Origin of the sequence: Amycolatopsis echigonensis (assembly GCF_014174495.1) — a bacterium.
Classification (GTDB): domain Bacteria; phylum Actinomycetota; class Actinomycetes; order Mycobacteriales; family Pseudonocardiaceae; genus Amycolatopsis; species Amycolatopsis echigonensis.
On sequence record NZ_JACJHR010000129.1, the window covers coordinates 1 to 16,020 of the forward strand.

The 16,020-nt window shown below is 71.3% G+C and carries 12 protein-coding genes and 3 pseudogenes; 7 read left to right on the top strand and 8 right to left on the bottom strand.

The genetic code is table 11. The annotated features are described in order from the left end of the window. Together H5411_RS43160 and H5411_RS43165 are read left to right on the top strand one after the other, a co-directional pair. Positions 1-529, top strand: a pseudogene (locus H5411_RS43160) (NADH:flavin oxidoreductase); the annotation flags it as partial. Continuing rightward, entirely contained in the window at positions 526-1,299 is a 774-nt protein-coding gene (locus H5411_RS43165; protein WP_101441156.1) for an SDR family oxidoreductase, read from the top strand. The pseudogene H5411_RS43160 and the gene H5411_RS43165, both read left to right, overlap by 4 nt. A 156-nt stretch (positions 1,300-1,455) precedes the next feature. Here H5411_RS43165 and H5411_RS43170 read toward each other — a convergent pair whose 3' ends face one another. Further along, complete coding sequence (locus H5411_RS43170) at positions 1,456-1,812, bottom strand: cupin domain-containing protein (protein ID WP_101438423.1); 357 nt, start codon at positions 1,810-1,812, stop codon at positions 1,456-1,458. A 20-nt stretch (positions 1,813-1,832) separates the two neighbouring features. Between H5411_RS43170 and H5411_RS43175 the strand changes: the two are divergent. Together H5411_RS43175 and H5411_RS43180 are read left to right on the top strand one after the other, a co-directional pair. Continuing rightward, positions 1,833-2,252: pseudogene (locus H5411_RS43175) on the top strand (ketopantoate reductase family protein); the annotation flags it as partial. Between the two features lie 88 nt (positions 2,253-2,340). Next, positions 2,341-3,546 (top strand): annotated as a pseudogene (locus H5411_RS43180) (cytochrome P450). On the opposite strand, the gene H5411_RS43185 reads toward H5411_RS43180, so the two are convergent. From H5411_RS43185 to H5411_RS43215, 7 genes are read right to left on the bottom strand one after another with little or no spacing between them, the layout of a single operon-like run. Then, on the bottom strand, positions 3,494-4,810 hold the full coding sequence (locus H5411_RS43185; RefSeq protein WP_101438422.1) for an amidase: 1,317 nt from the start codon (positions 4,808-4,810) through the stop codon (positions 3,494-3,496). The pseudogene H5411_RS43180 and the gene H5411_RS43185 sit on opposite strands and share 53 nt — an antisense overlap. A 1-nt stretch (position 4,811) precedes the next feature. Beyond that, a complete protein-coding gene (locus H5411_RS43190) occupies positions 4,812-6,623 on the bottom strand; it encodes a hydantoinase B/oxoprolinase family protein (protein ID WP_101438421.1) in 1,812 nt (603 codons plus the stop codon). Beyond that, positions 6,620-8,734: a hydantoinase/oxoprolinase family protein gene (locus H5411_RS43195; RefSeq protein WP_101438420.1), complete on the bottom strand. Its 2,115-nt coding sequence runs from the start codon at positions 8,732-8,734 to the stop codon at positions 6,620-6,622. The genes H5411_RS43190 and H5411_RS43195 overlap by 4 nt, the downstream gene beginning before the upstream one ends. After that, the gene (locus tag H5411_RS43200) at positions 8,731-9,540 is read right to left on the bottom strand and encodes an HpcH/HpaI aldolase/citrate lyase family protein (protein WP_158242512.1); all 810 of its coding nucleotides are present in this window, start codon (positions 9,538-9,540) and stop codon (positions 8,731-8,733) included. Before H5411_RS43200 ends, H5411_RS43195 begins: the two co-directional genes overlap by 4 nt. Next, on the bottom strand, positions 9,537-10,703 hold the full coding sequence (locus H5411_RS43205) for an acyl-CoA dehydrogenase family protein (RefSeq protein ID WP_101438419.1): 1,167 nt from the start codon (positions 10,701-10,703) through the stop codon (positions 9,537-9,539). The genes H5411_RS43200 and H5411_RS43205 overlap by 4 nt, the downstream gene beginning before the upstream one ends. Then, a complete protein-coding gene (locus H5411_RS43210; RefSeq protein WP_101438418.1) occupies positions 10,703-11,911 on the bottom strand; it encodes a CaiB/BaiF CoA transferase family protein in 1,209 nt (402 codons plus the stop codon). The genes H5411_RS43205 and H5411_RS43210 overlap by 1 nt, the downstream gene beginning before the upstream one ends. Beyond that, positions 11,908-12,441, bottom strand: coding sequence for a MaoC family dehydratase (locus H5411_RS43215; RefSeq protein ID WP_101438417.1), 534 nt, complete (start codon positions 12,439-12,441; stop codon positions 11,908-11,910). Before H5411_RS43215 ends, H5411_RS43210 begins: the two co-directional genes overlap by 4 nt. 130 nt (positions 12,442-12,571) lie before the next feature. On the opposite strand from H5411_RS43215, the gene H5411_RS43220 reads away from it, so the two are divergent. The 3 genes from H5411_RS43220 to H5411_RS43230 form a co-directional block, all read left to right on the top strand. Next, positions 12,572-13,312: a FadR/GntR family transcriptional regulator gene (locus tag H5411_RS43220; protein ID WP_101438416.1), complete on the top strand. Its 741-nt coding sequence runs from the start codon at positions 12,572-12,574 to the stop codon at positions 13,310-13,312. A gap of 97 nt (positions 13,313-13,409) precedes the next feature. Next, positions 13,410-14,780, top strand: a complete 1,371-nt coding sequence (locus H5411_RS43225; RefSeq protein WP_101438415.1) for an MmgE/PrpD family protein — start codon at positions 13,410-13,412, stop codon at positions 14,778-14,780. 40 nt (positions 14,781-14,820) lie between these two features. Next, positions 14,821-16,020: MFS transporter (locus H5411_RS43230; RefSeq protein WP_183127425.1), on the top strand; the 1,200-nt coding region annotated here is incomplete at its 3' end.

Genomic DNA, 16,020 nt, shown 5'->3' on the forward strand with positions numbered 1-16,020 from the left:
GCTCAACATGGACGACGGCGTCCCCGGCGGTTTCTGGCTCGACGAAAGCATCCAGGTCGCCCAGTGGCTGGAAGCCGACGGCGGCCTCGACGCCCTGGCCCTGACCGCGGGCAGTTCGCTGCTCAACCCGATGTACCTGTTCACCGGCGACGCCCCGGTCCGCGACTTCGCGGCCGCGTTCCCCCAGCCTGCCCGGCTCGGCCTGCGCCTGGGCGGCCGGTTCTTCCTGCACGAGTACCCCTACCGCGAGGCCTACCTGCTCGACCGCGCCCGCCAGTTCCGCGCGGCGCTGGACCTGCCGCTGATCTTGCTCGGCGGCATCACCACGGTCGAGACCATGAATCTGGCGATGGCGGAAGGGTTCGCGTTCGTCGCGATGGCCCGGGCGTTGCTGCGCGAGCCCGATCTCCTGCATCGCATGCGGGCCGACGCGGACGCGCGGTCGCTGTGCATCCACTGCAACCGCTGCATGCCCACCATCTACTCCGGCACCCGCTGCGTGCTGGCCACCGAAGGGAAACCCCGATGAGCACCGTCGCCGTCACCGGCAGCGCGTCCGGTATCGGCGCCGCCACCGCCACGCGGCTGCGGGATGCCGGGCACCGGGTCATCGGCGTCGACTTGCGCTCGGCGGACGTGCCCGCCGACCTGGCCGCCACGGAGGGCCGGACCGCGGCCGTCGAGGGCGTACTCGACCGCTGCGACGGCGTGCTCGACGGCCTGGTCGCCTGCGCCGGCCTCGGCCCGCACGTCGACGACGTCGCCCGGATCGCCCAGGTCAACTACTTCGGGACCGTCGCCGTCATCGATGGCCTGTTTCCCGCGCTGCGCAAGGGAACGGCCGCGGCGGCGGTCGTCGTGTCGTCCGTCGCCTCCACGCACCTCAAGTGGGAGGAGAACCCGCTGACCGAGGCGATCGAGACCGGCGACGAGTCGCTGATCGCCGAAGCCGTCGCGGCGGGCGGCGACTACCGCGGCCAGTTCGCTTACGCGGCGGGCAAAAACGCGCTGACCGTGGCCGTGCGCCGGCGCGCGGCCGAGTGGGGCGCGGCCGGGGTGCGCCTCAACACCGTCGCCCCGGGCTCGGTCGACACGCCGCTGCTGGCGGCCACGGCCGAAGACCCGCGCTACGGCGAAGCGATCCGCGGCTTCACGGCCCCGATCCCCCGGCACGGCCGGCCCGACGAGATCGCGGCACTGGCCTGCTACCTGCTCGGCCCGGACGCGGGGTTCGTCCACGGGGCCCAGTTCGTCGTCGACGGGGGCATCGACGCGCTGCTCCGGCCGACCGTGTTCTGATCCGCGGCCCGTTCTTCAGCTCGCCCCGACGCGGCGAATCCTCGCCGGCCACGGCGACTCCCGGTTGCTGCCTGCTCCTCCACCGGCGGTGGATGTCAGGCGAACGTGGCGCCCGCCGCGGCCGGCCCGTTGGCCTGTCGTTCGCACGCCGGCTCGTCAGAGCATCTCGGTCCGGTACCACGGGGCCAGGTCGGCGGCTCGCCGTCGGCGTTCGGCCACCTCGTCGTCGGTGAGGGGCGGGGGCGGTGCGTCCATGCTCGCGACTTCGTCGCCGACGCGGCGGAAGAACTCGTCCTGCCCGGCGGGCGTGCACATGCAGAGCATGCGCGCCGGGGAGCCGGCGACGTTGCGGAAGTGGTGCGGGGCGTTGGCGGGGATGTTCACCGTGGCCCCGGCCGCCGCGGTGTGCTTTTCGCCCCGGAAGGTGAACTCGATCTCGCCTTCGAGAATGGTGAACATCTCCTCGAAGTCGTGCCGGTGCGGCGGTGGGCCGCCGCCGTCGGGCACGCGCATGTCGATCAAGCAGTACCGCCCACTTCCGCGGCTGGCTGTGGGTCCATTTCGTGTCGGACGCCGGCTTGTTCTCGCAGGGCCTGCGGCTGGGTTCCCTGTCCAAGCTGGCCGGGGCAACGGGTGACCTGCGCGAGGGGCTGCTGGCCGGCCGCGAGCTGCTGCCGCTCCTGCGGGCCCGCGGCGTTGACCTGCGACGGCACCGGGGCGGGGTGCTGCTGTTCCGGGCGCCCACCTGGCTGACGGCCCCTGCGCTCGCCTGGTTGATCGCTCCTGTCGCGCCCCTGCGCGTGAGTTTTGCGGCGCACTCCGACCCCGGCGCCGAGGAGCCGCGCGAGATCTGCCGGGACACCCTGGCCGAAGCAAGACGGCTGGGTATCTCGGTACCGCGACTGGAAGCGGCCGAACCGTACTTTGCCCGTGAGGCAACGGATCGAGCCTGAATCCGACCGGAGTTGCCGGTCCCCGTGGTCCATTGCGGTTCCGTGGTCCACATCGATCGCCTGTCTGTGACGTACTGGAGGGAAAGTCATGACCACCGCCGAGAGGCACGAGTTCCCCATGGCCCGTACCTGCCCGTTCGCGCTGCCGCCGGCGTACGAAGAGATCCGCGAAGAAGAGCCGGTCTCGCGGGTTCGTCTGCCCGACGGCGGATGGGCCTAGGTGGTCAGCCGCCATGAAGACGTGCGAACCGTGTTGAACGACCGGCGGTTCAGCGCCGACCGGCAGCATCCGGACTTCCCGCAGCTGGTCGAGGGCGGGGCGGCGGCCCGGCGGCCGGGCGAGGAGCGCACCCTGATCGAGATGGACGCACCCGAGCACGGGCCGGCCCGCAAAGCCGTACTCGGCGAGTTCACGGTGCGCCGGTTGGACGCGCTGCGGCCGCGGATCCAGGAGATCGTCGACGGGCGGATCGACGCGCTCCTGGCCGGCCCGCGGCCCGGCGACCTGGTGGACTCGCTGTCGGTGCCGGTGCAGTCCCTGGTGATCTGCGAGATGTCGGGTGTGCCCTACGCCGACCACGAGTCCTTCCAGGGGCACACGGTGAAGATGCTCAAGCAGTCGACACTGCCCGAGGAGCGGGGCGCGGCCATGGCAGCCATCCAGGGCTACCTGGCCGACCTCATCGCGGAGAAGGAGGAGAACCCGCCGGACGACCTGCTCGGGCGCCAGATCGTCAAGCTGTGCGCGGACGGCACCTACCGGCGGCCTGCGCTGGCCGGCCTGGGCTTCCTGCTGCTCGTGGCCGGTCACGAGACGACGGCGAACATGATCTCGCTGTCGACCGTGGCATTCCTGCGCAACCCGGAGCAGCTCGCGCTGATCAAGGCCGACCCGGGCAAGACGCTCGACGCGGTCGAGGAGATGCTGCGGTACTTCACGATCATCGACGCGGCGGCAGCCCGGTTGTGCGTCGAGGACACCGAGGTCGGCGGGCAGCTGATCCGTGCTGGCGAAGGAGTGCTGACGCTCGGCTGTTCGGCCAACCGGGACCCGCGGGTATTCGAGAACCCGGACGACCTCGACGTCGAGCGCGGCGCGCGCCACCACGTTGCGTTCGGGTTCGGGCCGCAACAGTGTCTGGGTCAGAACTTGGCTCGGATGGAGCTGCAGACCGTGTTCGACACCCTGTTCCGCCGCGTCCCCACACTGGAGCCGGCGGTGGACGTCGACGAGCTGCCGTTCAAGGACGACGCGAACATCTATGGCCTGCACCGGCTTCCGGCGATCTGGTAGCGGACGAACCGCCACCCCCACCGGTGCCGGACAGTGTGTGCTCACTGAGCCTGGCCGCGGCCCACAGCAGGCGGTCCTCCCGCCACGGTGCCGCCGACAGCTGGACGCCCACCGGCAGCCCCGAGCCCGGGTGGTCGCCGGCCGGGACGCTGATCGACGGGCCGCCGTAGCACGACCACACGTAGCAGAACCGCGCGATCTCCTGCGTCGACGCCGCCAGGTCGACGGCGTCGCGGCGGGGCACGTCCACCGGGATCGTCGGCGTCAGCACCACGTCGCAGTCCTCGAACAGCGCGTCGACCCGATCGCGGAAATCCCGCTGCCACGCCCGCGCTCTGGCCGACGTCTCCGGCGGGATGGACTGGCCGATCCGCAGGCGCCGCAGCACGTCCGGATCGATCGTGTCCGACTCCTCGCGCAGCCGCCGGGCGTGCACGGCCGCCGCCTCCGGGTACATGATCTCGATCATCCGGTCCTGGGCCTCCGCCGCGCCCGGCACCTCGACGTCCCGGACCACGGCACCCGCCGAGCGCAGCGCCGCCACCACGCCGTCGACCACCCGCTGCACCCCCGGGTCCACCCGCGCGCGGAAGAAGCCGGTCGCGACGCCGACGCGCAGCCCGGCGATGTCCTGGCCCAGCAGCGAATCGACCGTCGGCCCATCGGAAGACAGCACCGCGAGCATCGCCGCCGCCGTGGCGACGTCGGCCGTCAGCGGGGTCACCGTGTCGAACGACTCGCCGACCGGGAGCACGCCCTGGTTGGAGACGCGGCCCAGCGTCGGGCGCAGGCCGACGATGCCGTTGACCGACGCCGGCACCCGCCCCGACCCGCCGGTGTCCGTGCCGAGCGCCGCCGTCGACATGCCGCTCGCCACCGCCACCGCCGAACCGCTGCTCGACCCGCCCGAGATGCACCGCGGATCGCGGGCGTTGCGGACGTCGCCGAAGGCCGCGTTCCGGCCGACTACGCCCATCGCGAACTCGGCCAGGTTGGCCTTCGCCGTGATGAGCGCGCCCGCCGCCCGCAGCCGCCGGACGACTTCGGCGTCGACCGCCGCGGGTTCGGTGCCGAGGTGCGCCGAACCCGCGGTGGTCGGCACGCCCGCCACGTCGATGTTGTCCTTGACGCTGACCGTGAGCCCGTGCAGCGGACCGTCGCCGGCCGCGGGCGGATCCAGGGTCCGGATCAGCGCCCGTAGCTCGGGGTTGCGGTCCCGGGCCACGGCCAGCTGGGCCTCGACGAGCGAGCGCACCTCGTCCACGTCAGACCGCCGCCCGCAGCCGCGCGGTCTCGGCCTCGTCGACCGCCAGCGCCCTCCCGGACCCGGTCAGCGCGACACCGTAGTGCGCCCGCGCGTCCGCCACGGACAGGTAGTCGTCGAGGACGTCGTCGAGCACCTGAGCCGCCTCCCGTTCGAACGGGCTGCCGTAGCCGCCGCCGGACGGGAGCTTGATCTCCAGGGTGTCGCCCGCCGCGCACTTCTCCTGCGTGACCTTCGAGTACAGCGGCTCGTCGCGCTCGGTACCGGCATTGCGGGTGAACGAGCCCGCGAGCCCGTCGTGCCCGCCGGCCAGGCCCTTCGGCGGGTCGGTGCGGTTGTCCGCCTCCGAGCCGATGAACGTGTCGGTCAGCATCTTCCACTTCCGCACGCTGCCGATCCCGCCGCGGTAGCGGCCCGGTGCCGGCGGCTCGTCACGCAGCTCGTAGCGCTCGGCGATCATCGCGTGGTTGAGCTCCAGCTCCTCGATCGGGTTGTTGCGCGTGTTGGCCATCAGCGAGTCGACGCAGTCGAGCCCGTCCTTGCCGTTGCGCGCGCCGTAGGAGCCTTCGTTGATCTCGATGTACACCCAGTACGACTGGCCGTCCTCGGCCAGGCCCGAATAGGCGATCGCGCACAGCGCCGCCGACGACCCGGCCACCGCGCGCTCCGGCAGGACGTCCGACAGCGCCAGGTTGATCGAGTCGAAGATGCGGTTGATCTGCGAGAACCGGGCGAAGCACGACGCCGGGAAGTCCGGGTTGAAGATCGTGCCCTCCGGCGCGTACGCCTTGGCGGGGCGGAAGCAGCCGTCGTTCTGCGGCACGAACTCCTCGGTCAGCGCCTCGTCGAGCAGCAGCGTGCGCACGGCCGAGGCCACGGTCGGCAGCACTGAGCCCTCGAACGGCACGTTGAACGCCGTCGGGACCTGGCCGTGCGAGCCGGTGAGGTCCACGACGATGTCGGAGCCTTCGACGCGGACCCGCACCGACACCTTCAGCGGCACGTCGCGGTTCTTGCCGTCGTCGTCCAAATAGGACAGCGGTGCTTCGTAGACGCCGTCCGGGATCTCGGTGATCCGGCGGCGCAGCATGTCCTCGGAGTAGTCCATCCACTTGTCGGCGGCAGACATCACCGTGTCGTAGCCGTAGCGGTCGAGCAGCTCCAGGAACCGCTTCTCCCCCAGCCGCGAGCACGCGATCAGCGCTTCGAGGTCGCCCGCGTTCTGCTCCGGCGTGCGGACGTTGTCGAGGATGTGCTGGATGAGCGCGGTGTTGCGGACGCCGCCGTCGTAGATCTTGACCGCGTCCATCAGCTTGCCCTCGGCCCAGACGTCGACGACGTCCATGCACAGGCCGGGGAAGTTGCCACCGATGTCGGACACGTGCCCGGTGCAGCCGGCGAAGCCGATGTGCCTGCCGCCGAAGAAGATCGGGATCATGATCCCGTAGTCCGGCGAGTGCGCGGCGCCGTGGTACGGGTGGTTGTGCAGGATGACGTCGCCCGGTTTGTACGTGCCGGCGAGCTTGCGGTTGATGCCCCGGATGTAGGCCGGGATCGACCCGCAGTGCATCGGGGTCGAGTCCGACTCGCACAGCTCGCGGCCGTTGACGTCGAACAAGCCGGCGCCGAGGTCCTCGGACTCGCGGATCAGGCTGGAGTAGGCCATCCGGTAGAGGATCTGGGCCATTTCCTTGGCGATCGAGTTCAGCGCGCCGCCGATGACGCGCAACGTGATCGGGTCGACGTCGACCGGCGTGAAGTCGTCCGGGCGGGGTCCGGCGAGCGAAACACCGGCGGGATCGAGTGCGGTCACCGCTGGCCTCCTTCGGCGTCCACGGCAGCGGATTCACCGGCGGCCGTCTCGATGATGATGTGGCCCACCCGGTCGATCGTGGCACGCTGCCGCGGCCCGATGACCGTGGTGGAGTCGAACTGCTCGACGATCGCGGGCCCGGTGAGCACGTTGCCCGCCTTGAGCAGGGCGCGGTCGTAGACGGTGGTGGGGAACGTGGCGGGCTTGCTGCCGTCGGTCCAGAACACGGCTTCGCGGGTGCCCTTGACCGCGGCGGAGGCGTCCTCGCCGCCGCTCTCGATCTCGGCGAGCGGGACGTGCCCGACCTTGCCGATCCCGGTGACCCGGACGTTGACCAGGTGCACCGGCTTGTCGTCGAAACGCTGCAGGTAAGTGCGCTCGTGCACCTGGTGGAACGCCTCCGACGCGCTCGCGACCCAGGTGTTGTCGATGTCGCCGGCGGGCGCCGGGACGCGCAGCTCGTAGCCCTGGCCGATGTAGCGGCAGTCCAGGCTGCGCTCGATGACGAAGTCCTCCGGCGCGAGGCCGTCGCCGGTGAGCTGCTCGGTCACCTGCGCTTCGAGCCGCGCGAACGCGTCGCGCACGCTGTCGAGGTCCGGGGCGGCCAGCGACGTCCACACGGTCGCGGGCTGCTCGACGCGGATGTCGGTGGCCAGCAGGCCCATCGCTGAGGCGATGCCGGGGTGGTGCGGCACGATCACGCGCGGGATGTCGAGCTGCTGCGCGATGTGCCACGCGTACAGCGGCCCGGCGCCGCCCTCGGCGACCAGCGAGAAGTCGCGCGGGTCGTAGCCCTTGCGGACCGAGTGCAGGCTGATCGCCTCGGTCATGGCGTGCGCGAGGATCTGGAAGATGCCGACCGCGGCGTGCTCGACGCTCGTGGCGAGCTTGTTCGCGATGTGCTCCTCGATCGCCTTCTCCGCCAGCTGCGGCTCCACGCGCATCGAGCCGGACAGGAAGCTGTCGGCCTGCAGCCAGCCCAGCACCACCATCGCGTCGGTGCTGGTGGGCTCGGTGCCGCCGCGGTTGTAGCAGGCCGGGCCGGGAGTGGCGCCGGCACTGCGCGGGCCGACGCGGAACATGCCGCCCTCGTCGACGAACGCGACCGAGCCGCCGCCGGCGCCGATCGTGTCGACCTCGGCCATCGGCACCATCGCGTGGTAGTCGCCGATGCGCGTGTCGAGCAGGTGCTTCATGCGCAGCTTGCCGTCGGGCGCGACGCCGATGTCGGCCGACGTGCCGCCGACGTCGAGGGTGATCACGCTCGGGTACCCCGACGCCCGGCCGATCGCGCACCCGCCGAGCAACCCGGCCACCACACCGCTGGTGAGCAGCAGGACCGGGTTGTCGACGGCGTGCTGGGACGTGATGAGACCGCCGGCCGAGGTCATCAGCCGGATGTCGCCGCGCACGCCCGCCTCGCGGGTGGTGTTCGCGAGGTTGTCGATGTACCGGGCGACCTTCGGCCCGACGAACGCGTTGAGCGCGGTGGTCGAGAAGCGCTCGTACTCGCGGTACTGCGGGGCGACCTCGCTGGACAGCGAGATGAACACGCCCGGGTACTCCTGCTCGATGATCCGCTTGACGGCCTGCTCGTGGGCCGGGTTGCGGTAGGCGTGGAGGAAGCAGACGGCGATGGCCGCGACGCCGTTGTCCTTCAGCACGCGGACCTGCTCGCGCACGGCTTCTTCGTCCAGCGGGACGAGGACCTCGCCGGCCGCGTTGATCCGCTCCGGCACCACACGGCGGTTGCGGCGGCGAACCAGCTGCCACTTCTGCCACGGCAGGTCCTGGTAGGACGAATAGTTGTAGGGCCGCTTCTTGCGCGCGATGTGCAGGATGTCGCGGAAGCCCTCGGTGGTGATCAGGCCGACGTCGGCGCCGTTGTGCTCCAGCACGATGTTGGTCGCGACGGTCGTTCCGTGCAGGAACTGCCCGAGGTCGGCGACCGAGATCCCGACCTGCTCGGCCAGCTGCCGCACCCCGTCCACAGTGGCCTGGGACGGGTCGTGCGGGGTGGACGGGACCTTGTGGACGGCGAGATCGCCGTCCTCGTCCCAGTACATGATGTCGGTGAACGTGCCTCCGACGTCGACTCCGATGCGTTTCATCGCCTGGTCCTCTCCGGCCCTGCCAAGTGGGCGACCCGGCGGGCGTGTGCCACGACCGGCGGGTCGATCATCTTCCCGTCCACCACGAGGACGGCGTCGGTCGCTTCCTCGGCCGCCTGGACGATCTTCGTTGCCCGTTCGACTTCTTCGTCGGACGGCCGCAGCACTTCGTGCACTGTGGACACTTGTGCCGGGTGGATGCACATCCGGCCGAAGAAGCCGAAGCGCCCCAGCTGCTGCGTGTCCGCGCGGAACCGGGGTTCGTCGCGCAGGACGGTGGAAACCGCGGCGGGGGGCGGCGGGCAGCCCTCCGCCGCGGCGGCCGCGACGACGCGGGCACGCGCCCACGCCAGGGGCGCGCCGTCCACGTCGGGTGGGCAGGTGCCCAGTTCGACGGCGAGGTCGTACTCGCCGAGCGCCAGGGTCCGCACCCGCGGGTGGGCCGCCAGCTCGCGCGCCGCCCACAGCCCGGCGGCGGTCTCGATCAGCGCGACCAGCGGCACCGAGGTCGCGGCGGCGACCCGCTCGACGATCCCGGGCTCCGCCTTCGGCACCACGATCCCGGCGAAGTCCAGCCCGGCCAGCGCGGCCAGGTCGGCCGGGTCGTGGTTGACCCGCACCCAGGTCCGCGCGGCCGCGGCCGGGTCGCCGTGCAGCGCCGTCGCGACGGCTTTGCGGGCGGCGTCCTTGCGGTCCGGGGCGACGGCGTCTTCGAGGTCGGCGATCGCGACGTCCGCCGCGGCGACGGCCTTGGCCAGGCGGTCGGTCCGCTCGCCGGGGCAGAACAGCCAGCTGCGCGGGATCACCAGCCGACCTTTCCCTTGCCGGCCACCAGCGACTTGGCGATGACCGTGCGCATGATGTCGCTGGTGCCCTCGCCGATGGTCATCAGGATCGAGTCGCGGTAGAGCCGTTCGATCTCGAACTCCGCCGAGTAGCCGTAGCCGCCGTGGATGCGCATCGACTCCTGCGCGGCCTGCAGCGCGATCTCCGAGGAGAACAGCTTCGCCATGCCGGTCTGCAGGTCCGAGCGCTCGCCGCGGTCGAGCGCGGTGGCCGACCAGTACGTCATCAGGCGCGCGGCCTGCAGCTGCGTCGCGGTCTCGGCGAGCCGGATCTGGATGGCCTGGAAGTCGGCGATGGGCTTGCCGAACGCCTGCCGCTCGCGCGAGTACGCGAGAGCTTCGTCGTAGGCGCGCTGGGCGATGCCGAGGCTGCGGCCGGCGATGTTGAGCCGGCCGACTTCCAGCGCCGAGAGCACCTGCTGCATGCCGCGGCCCTCGCTGCCGCCGAGCAGGTTCCCCACCGGGACGCGCACGTCCTCGAACACGACCTCGCAGGACTCGGTGCCCTTGTAGCCGAGCTTCGGGATGTCCTTGGTGACGCGGAACCCGGGTGTGTTCGCGTCGATCAGCAGGACGCTCATGCCCTTGTGCGCGGGGGTCGTGGTGCGGTCGGTCTTGACCAGCACCGGCAGCGGGTCGGCGTAGCGGGCGTTGGTGATCCACATCTTCGCGCCGTTGACGACGTACTCGTCGCCGTCGCGGACTGCGGTGGTGCGGATGCCCTGCAGGTCGGTGCCCGCGTCGGGCTCGGTGAGCGCGATGCCGGTGCGCCGCTTGCCGGTGGCCAGGTCGGGCAGGTACCGCCGCTTCTGCTCGTCGGTGCCGTGCCGGGCGATCATCCAGCAGGAGAGCGAGTGGCTGCCGAGGATGCCGGCGACGCCCATCCAGCCGCGCGCGATCTCCTCGAACATCAGCGTGAACGAAGTGAAGTCGGCCGCCGCGCCCCCGTACTCCTCGGGGATCATCAGCCCGAACAGGCCGAGCTGCTTCATCTGCTCGACGATCTCGGTCGGATACCGGCCCGCCTGCTCCCACTCGCGGGCGACGGGCACGATCTCCTTGTCGACGAAGGTCCGCAGCATCGAGCGGAACTGCTCCTGGTCGTCGGTGAGGCGGAAGTCCATCAGTGCTCCTCGACGCCGAACGCGCCCGCGCGCGTGAGCTCGGCGAACTCGTCGGTCCCGGTGCCGAGCAGCTCGGCCAGGAGGGTTTCGGTGTGCTCCCCCATCCGCGGCGCGCGGACGTGCTCGGTGCGCGGGGTTCCGGCGCGGACCGGGGACGCGACCTGCCGGACGGTCCCGAACCGCGGGTGTTCGGTTTCCACGATCAGGCCGCGGGCGAGGGTGTGTTCCTCGCGCAGGGCCTGCGGGATGGTGTTGATCGGCGCGCACGGCACGCCGGCCTCTTCGAGCAGCGGCAGCCACTCGGCGGTGGTCCGGCGCGCCAGCTCGGCTTCGATCAGCTTCACGCACTCCGCCGAGTGCTGGTAACGCGACGCGGGCGTGGCGAAGCGTTCTTCGCGAGCCCACTCGGGCGAGCCCAGCACGCCGACGAACCGCTCCCAGAACTTCTGCTTGGCGCAGCCGATCACGACCCACGAGTCCGCGGTCGGGAAGTTCTGGAACGGCACCAGGCTGGGGTGCGCGGAGTGGTGCGTGCGCTGCGGCTCGAAGCCCTCGTTGAGGTGCCAGGTCGCCAGGTAGGTGAGCATCCCGATGGCCGTGTCGTACAGGCTGACGTCGCAGTCCATGCCGACGCCGTCGCGGCGGGCCGCGTGGATGGCCGAGACCATCGACAGCGCCGCCACGATGCCGCCGGAGTAGTCCACCATGGACAAACCGGACTTCGTGGGCGGGCCGTCCGGCTCGCCGGTCACCGCCATCCAGCCGGCCAGGCCCTGCAGCATGTAGTCGTACCCGGGCTGCTTGCTGCGCGGGCCGGTCATGCCGTAGCCCGACAGGGAGCAGCAGACGATCTTCGGGTTGAGGTGCTTGAGGTCTTCGTAGCGGATGCGCATCTTCGCCGGCACGTCGCCACGCAGGTTCGAGTACACCGCGTCGCTCACCTTCACCAGGCGCTCGAACACCACCCGCCCCCGCGGGTTGCCGAGGTCGAGGACCATCGAGCGCTTGTTGCGGTTGAACGCCTCGAAGAACAACGAGTCGCCGTCCTCGGCGTACGGCGGGGTGTGCCTGCCGACGTCGCCGCCGAAGCGCGGGTCCTCGATCTTGATGATCTCGGCGCCGAGGTCGGCCAGGTGGACCGAGCCGAACGGACCGGCGCCGTACTGCTCCAGGGAGAGGATCTTCAGGTCCTGCAACGGGAGGTTCACGCGCGCACCTCCCCCAGGGTCAGCGGGCCGGGCTTGGCGGCCGGGAACGAGTCGATGTCGCCGGCCGCCGACTGCTTGAACACCAGCACGGTCCGGTCGAACGAAAGGCAGACGTCGCCGCCGGCGTTAAGGCCGCGGGTGTGCACCTCGACCAGGCCGGCGTAGGGCTTGGACTTCGACTCGCGCTTGGCGGTGCAGATGGACTCGCCGTAGAGCGTGTCGCCGACGAACACCGGGTGGGTGAGCTGGATGTTCGTCATGGCGAGGTTCGCGACGGCCCGCTGGCTGATGTCGGAGACGCTCTGGCCCAGCAGCATCGCGATGGTGAGCCCGGAGTTCACCAGGATCTTGCCGAACGGCGTCTTCCCCGCGTAGTGCGCGTCGAAGTGCGCCGGGTGGGTGTTCATCGTCAGCAGCGTGAACCACGTGTTGTCGGTTTCGCTGATCGTGCGTCCCAGCGGGTGCCGGTAAACGTCGCCGACGGTGAATTCCTCGTAGAACCGTCCCAGCCGGCTCTCGTGCACAGCCACGGCCACCTCCTCGTGCGTTCCGGGCTCGTGCCGAGGAGTATGCGGGGCGAAACCCGCTCGCGCAATATGTCAGACGTTTTTAGGTCGTGGATTGCTACCGAAACGGTGGCCCACGCCCTACGCTGGCCGAATGAAGGACGAAACCGCCCCGGGCTTGCGCGTGCGGCGCGTACAGGCCGCCTACGTGCAGATCGCCACCCAGCTGCGGGAGCAGATCATCGGCGGCGCGCTGCCCACCGGCACGCGGCTGCCGAGCGAGGCCGAGCTGTGCACGCTCTTCGGCGTCAGCCGCAGCACCGTCCGGGAAGCCTTGCGGCTGCTCACCAGCCAGCAGCTCATCGACACCACCCGCGGGGTCACCGGCGGCAGCTTCGTGGCCGCGCCCGACGCCGGCACGGTCGCCGAAAACCTCGGTGGCACGCTCGGCCTGCTGGTCAACGCCAACAACCTGAGCGTGGACAACCTGATCGAAGCGCGGCTCATGATCGAGCCGCCCGCCGCGCGGCTGGCCGCCGAACGCGCCGGCGAGGTCGACCTCGAGAGCCTGCGCCGGACCATGGAGCAGACCGCGCAGCTGGATCCCGACAAGGGATTCGTCCTGCACTGGGACTTCCACACCACGCTCGTGTCCATCACCGGCAACCCGCTGCTGCGGCTGATGTGCCAGCCGGTCAACGTCGTACTGCGCTCCCGGATGCACCGCGACCGGATCGCGGCGTCGCGCTGGGCCGAGATCGACACCCACCACGAGGGGATCTACGCCGCCGTGGCCGCCGGCGACGGCGAGACGGCCGAGCGGCTCACCCGCGAGCACCTCGTCGCGCTGCGTCCGGTCTACGAGCGCATGAAGACCGGATCGGAAAACGTCTGAACTTTTCCTTGCGTCTCGGCCCCCACGCTTGCAGACTTACCCCGCGGGACGCTCCGGCGGCCCGTGGGTCATCAACGCCGAGTCCCTTGGAGGAGCCGTGTCCCCCGCTGCCACCGAGCCCGTCGCCCGGACCGTCGGCGAGTTCGCCGCGCGCCTCCGGCTCGGCGACCTGCCGCCCGAAGTCCTCGACCGGGCCCGCCACCTGATCCTCGACGCGGTCGGCGTCGCGCTCGCCGCCGGGGAGCACGAGTTCACCCGGCGGGCGCGGCGGGCGCTGGCCCGCTTCGGCGGCGGCGACCAGCCGGTGCTGGGGCTGCCCGACCGGCTGGCCCCGCGCGAAGCAGCGATCCTCAACGCGGTGCTGGTGCACGGCCTCGACTTCGACGACACGCACAGCGGTTCGATCACCCACGTCTCGGCGAGCGCGCTGCCCACCGCGCTCGCCGCGGCGGTGCAGCACGGCCGCTCCACCGAAGACCTGCTGCTGGCCTACATCCTGGGGGTCGAGATCAGCGCGCGCGTCGGCAAGGTCGCGCGCGGCGGCTTCCACGCGGTCGGCTTTCACCCCACCGGCCTCGCGGGCGCGTTCGGCTCGGCGGTGGCGGCCGCGAAACTGTCCGGTCTGGACGCCGACGGCATCACTGCGGCCCAGGAGATCGTCGGCTCGATGGCGTCGGGCATCCTCGAATTCCTCGCCGAAGGCGCGTGGACCAAGCGCCTGCACCCGGGCTGGGCGGCCAACTCGGCGCTGACGGCGGTCGCCTTCGCCGCCGAGGACTGGCCCGGTCCCCCGCGGGTCTACGAAGGCCGCCACGGCCTGTACGCCACCCACCTGCAGGGCCGCGAGTGGGACGTCACCGAACTCGTGCGGGACCTCGGCACCCGCTGGGAACTGCTGGACACGGCCGTGAAGCCGTTCCCCAGCTGCCACTTCACGCACGGCTTCGCCGACGCCGTGCTGGCCCTGCGCGCCGAGGGCGGCTTCGGCGCGGCCGACGTCGCCCGCATCCGCTGTTTCATCCACCCGACCCCGGGCGCCGCCGTGAGCGACCCGATCGAGCGCAAGCGCGCGCCGCAGGACGACTACGACGCCAAGTTCAGCCTGCCGTTCGTCGCCGCCGCGTGCGTCGCACGCGGCCGGCTGACGCTGGCCGAGTTCACCGACGAAGCTCTGGGCGACAAGGAAATCCTCGAGCTCGCGCAGCTCGTCGACATCGGCGACGACCCGGAAAGCCTGTTCCCCCACGCGTATTCGGCGGCCGTCGAAATCGACCTCCACGACGGACGCACGCTCGCCCGCCGCGAAGCCGTCCACCGCGGCCACGCCGAGCGGCCCCTGTCCCACGAGGACATCCGCGAGAAGTTCACCGGCAACGCGGGACCGCGCGCGGCCGCCGTGCTCCCGCTGGTGCTTTCCCTGGGCGAGCCCGGTGACGCCCGTGCGTTCGCCGAATCCCTCGCATCCTGAATTCTTTTCTCCCCCTGCGAATTCCCGAGGCGATACCCCCATGTCCGAAACAGCTCCCGCACGCCCGGTCGTGACCGGCAAACCCCTGTCCGCGGCCCGCATCGCGACGTCGTCGATGATCGGCACCCTGGTCGAGATCTTCGACTTCATCGTCTACGCCTTCATGGCCGCGCTCGTGTTCGGCCCGCTGTTCTTCCCGGCGGCCTCGCCCTGGATGGGCACGCTCGCCGCGCTCGGCACCCACGCGGTGGCGTTCGGCATGCGCCCGCTCGGCGCGCTGCTGTTCGGCTGGCTCGGCGACACCCGCGGCCGCCGCACCGCGCTGCTCGGCTCGATGCTGCTGATGGGCACCGCGACCGTCGCGATCGGGCTGCTGCCCACCTTCGCCACGGCCGGGCTGTGGGCGCCGGTGCTGCTGCTCGCGTTCCGGATGCTGCAGGGCCTGGCGGTCGGCGGCGAATGGGGCGGCGCGGTCCTGGTGGCGGTGGAACACGCGCCGAAGCGGCGGCGGTCGCTGTACGGCTCGTTCGTGCAGCTGGGCACGGTGCTCGGCATCGCGCTGGCGAGCGGGGTCGTCCTGCTGGTGAGCACGGCGGTCAGCGCGGACGTCTTCCGCGCCTGGGGCTGGCGCGTGCCGTTCCTGGCCAGCGCGCTGCTGGTGGTGCTGGGCCTGGTGCTGCGCAAGCGGCTGGAGGAGACCCCGGAGTTCGTGGCGGAGCTGGCCAAGCACGAAGCGACCACCGGCCGCCGGCCCCGGGTGCGCGCGGTCTTCCGCGACCACTGGCGGGAGCTGATCGCGGGTTCGCTGATGTGGTCGGCCCCCTGCTCGTTCCTCTACGTGCTGATGACCGGGCTGGTGGCCTACACGAAGACGTACGTGCCGTCGCTGAGCGGGCTGGACGTCCAGCTCGGGCTGCTCATCACCTCGGTCGTGCTGGCCGGGCTGACCCTGGTGAGCGCGACCCGCGCCGACCGCTGGGGCCGCGAGCGGCTGATCCGCTGGTCGGGTGTGCTGCTGGTGGTGTGGGCGTTCCCGGCGTTCTGGCTCGTCGACACCGGTGCGTTCGGCCCGATGCTGCTGGCGATGCTGGTGGGCAGCGTCTGCTACGCGGCGTTCAACGGCGCGGTCCCGTCGCTGATGGCGGACCTGTTCCCGGTGGCGTCCCGCTACACGGGCTGCGGCCTGTGCATCGCGTTCGGCACGGCCGTGGCGGGCGGCATCCTGCCCATCGCCGGGCTC